We start from the raw sequence: 3283 nt of genomic DNA on the forward strand, positions 1-3283 counted from the left end.
CGCCCGCCCCGCCGGCCTCCGAGCCGCCACCCGTGGAACCGTCCCCGGACGTCGACCTGCCGCTGTCGCCCGCTCCCGTGGAACCGGACGACGATGCCTGACCGCTTCCGTCCGCGCCGGCCCCGGACGACCGCCCGCCGCCACGGCCGGGTCCGGCGGGTCGCGCCGCCGCCCAGTTGGACCGTGCTCGGCATGCTGCTCGTCGTCCTGGCCGGCGTGCTCTTCGTCGGGGCGTACGCGGACGCCGCCTTCGTGCCCGAGCGCCAGCCGGCCGGCGCCGGCCAGGACCGGGTGCCCGACGAGGTGGTGAACGGGGGACCGATCATCAGCGCCGGGGACGAGCGGACCCGTTCCTACCGGCTGCCGCCCCGCACCCTCTCGCTGACCTTCGACGACGGCCCGGATCCGAACTGGACCCGCGAGGTGCTCCGGGTGCTGGACGCCCACCAGGTCAGCGCCACCTTCTTCGTGCTGGGGGCGCAGGTCGCCCGGCATCCCGAGCTGGTGCGGGAGATGTCGGCGGCCGGGCACGAGATCGGGGTGCACACCTTCACCCATCCCGACCTGACCACCATGCCGGGCTGGCGGCGCCGCATGGAGTACGCCCAGACCCAGCTCGCGGTCGCCGGCGCGGCGGGGATCCGCAGCTCGCTGGTGCGGTTCCCGTACTCGTCGCACGCCGACGCGCTGAACGACCGGGACTGGCCGCTGGTCACCGAGGCCGGCGACCTGGGCTACCTGACGGTGCTCAACGACACCGACAGCCGGGACTGGGCGCTGCCGGGCGTCGAGCGGATCGTCGAGAACGTCACGCCGTCCGGGTACGCGGGCGCGATCACGCTGTGGCACGACGCCGGCGGCGACCGCTCGCAGACCGTCGAGGCGCTGGACCGGTTCATCCCGTTGATGAAGGCGCGCGGGTACCAGTTCGCCACCGTCACCGGCGGGCTGAACCAGGCGTTGGCCGACGCGGGGGTGCGGCACGAGGTGACCGGCAATCCGACCGCCTCCGCCGGGGAGCGGTTGCGGGGGCGGGTACTGGTCTGGGCGGTGCGGGGCGCGGACCGGACGATGAGCGGCTTCGGGCTGATCTTCGTCGCCGTCGGGATGCTCACGGTCGGGCGTACCGCGCTGCTCTTCCTGCTCGCCGGGCGGCACGCCCGGCGGCGGCGGGCCCGCGACTGGACCTGGGGGCCGCCGGTCACCGACCCGGTGTCGGTGATCGTCCCGGCGTACAACGAGAAGGAGGGGATCGCGGCGGCGGTCCGGTCGCTGGCCACCGGCGACCATCCCGGGGGGATCGAGGTCGTCGTCGTCGACGACGGCTCCACCGACGGCACCGCCGACATCGCCGAAGGGCTCGGCCTGCCGAACGTCCGGGTGGTCCGCAAGCCCAACGGCGGCAAGCCGAGCGCGTTGAACACCGGCGTCGCGCTGGCCCGGCACGACCTGATCGTGATGGTCGACGGCGACACCGTCCTCGAACCGGACGCCGTCCGACGGCTGGTGCAGCCGTTCGCGGACCCGCAGGTCGGCGCGGTGGCCGGCAACGTCAAGGTGGGCAACCGGGACAGCCTGATCGCCAAGTGGCAGCACATCGAGTACGTGATCGGCTTCAACCTCGACCGTCGCCTCTACGAGTCGATGCGCTGCATGTCGACGGTGCCGGGGGCCATCGGCGGCTTCCGGCGGCAGGCGCTGGTGTACGCCGGCGGGATGACCGACGACACCCTGGCCGAGGACACCGACATCACCATGGCGCTGGGCCGGGCCGGCTGGAAGGTGGTGTACGAGGAGACGGCGCGCGCCTGGACCGAGGCGCCGGCGACGATGGGGCAGCTGTGGAAGCAGCGCTACCGGTGGAGCTACGGCACCATGCAGGCGATGTGGAAGCACCGGCGGTCCCTGCTCGACCGGGGCGCGTCCGGCCGGTTCACCCGCCGCTGCCTGGCCTTCCTCAGCCTCTTCGGGGTGCTGCTGCCCCTGCTGGCGCCGGTGATCGACCTGCTGGCCCTGTACGGGTTGTTCTTCCTGGACCGCACCGCCACGGCCGTGGCCTGGCTGGCCATGCTCGGGTTGCAGACGCTGACCGCCGTGGTGGCGTTCCGGCTGGACCGGGAGAAGCTGGGCGTGCTGTGGGTGCTGCCGCTCCAGCAGTTCGTCTACCGGCAACTGATGTACCTGGTGATGCTCCAGTCGGTGGTCACCGCGTTGACCGGCGGCCGGCTGGGCTGGCAGAAGCTGCGGCGCACCGGCCTGGCGCCGGCCGAACGCGGCGGCACGGCCTGACCGGGTCCGCCGGCCGGGCCGACCGGCCTGGCGGGGCTGAGCAGGCGGGCGGCGGGGCTGGCCGGCCCGCCAAGGTCGGTCGGGTCAGCCGGCGCGCCGGGCCAGACCGAGGGCGTACTCGGGCCACCAGACGCCGCTGTCCGGCTCCCCGGGGCGGCAGGCGCCGTCGGACTCGCCCGGGTACTTGACCCAGAGCAGCGCGTCCACCCGGGGCAGGCCGGGATCGGCCGTCGGCTCCTGACCGAGCGCCCGTCCCGGCGGATTGCACCAGCTGGGCGCGCCGTCCACGGTGGCACCCGCGTGGGGGCCGTTGCCGTTGCGGCTGGTGTCGACGACGAAGCGGGTGCCGCCGCCGAGGGCGTCGGAGATGCGGTGGCCGTAGCGGACGTTCTGCGCGGTGCCGAAGAAGTTGGCCACGTTGAGCGCGAAGCCGTCGGCCTCGCCGACCCCCGCCCGGTCGAGCGCCGCCGTGAGCGCGGCGACGTCGGAGATCCAGCCGGGGTGCCCCGCGTCCACGTAGACCCGGGCGCTGCCGGTGCTGCGGAGCACGGTGACGGCGTCCCGCAGCAGCGTGAGCCGCCCGTCGGGGTCGCGGACGCAGCCCCGTACGGCGTCCGGCACCGCCCCGGGTTCGAGGACCACGGTGACCGGCCGGCCCTCGACGCCCGCCGTGAGGTCGCGGATCCAGCGCTGGTACTCCGCCGGGCCGCTGGCCCCGCCGGTGCCCTGGCGGGCGCAGTCGCGGTCCGGGATGTTGTGCACGACCAGCACCGGCGTCTGGCCGGCGAGCGCCGCCTGCCCCAGGTACGCGTCGACCTCGTCGCGGACCGCCGGCCCGCCGGTCAGCCACTTCGCGCTGGGTCGCGCGCCGATCCGGCGCAGCGCCGCCGCGTCGGCGGTCCGGCCCAGCGCCTCCCGCCGGTCCGCCTCCGCCGCCGCGGGGTTCCCCGGGGCGACGTAGAAGACCGGGGGCGGGGCCGCCGCGGGGGACCCG

General features: G+C 75.2%; 2 protein-coding genes. One reads left to right on the forward strand and one right to left on the reverse strand.

The window, feature by feature from the left end; translation table 11 throughout:
- Positions 1 to 93 precede the first annotated feature (93 nt).
- The gene (locus tag F6X68_RS31720) at positions 94 to 2289 is read left to right on the forward strand and encodes a bifunctional polysaccharide deacetylase/glycosyltransferase family 2 protein (RefSeq protein WP_151457692.1); all 2196 of its coding nucleotides are present in this window, start codon (positions 94 to 96) and stop codon (positions 2287 to 2289) included.
- Positions 2290 to 2373: 84 nt separating this feature from the next.
- Here F6X68_RS31720 and F6X68_RS31725 read toward each other — a convergent pair.
- The coding region (locus F6X68_RS31725; RefSeq protein ID WP_151457693.1) for a glycoside hydrolase family 6 protein at positions 2374 to 3283 on the reverse strand (910 nt) is incomplete at its 5' end.

It is taken from the genome of Micromonospora sp. AMSO12t (genome assembly GCF_008806585.1).
GTDB lineage: Bacteria > Actinomycetota > Actinomycetes > Mycobacteriales > Micromonosporaceae > Micromonospora > Micromonospora reichwaldensis.

What these genes read in the sequence shown, in the direction of transcription:
- F6X68_RS31720 (WP_151457692.1), top strand. Translation starts at nt 94, where the DNA reads ATGCCTGACCGCTTCCGTCCGCGCCGGCCCCGGACGACCGCCCGCCGC.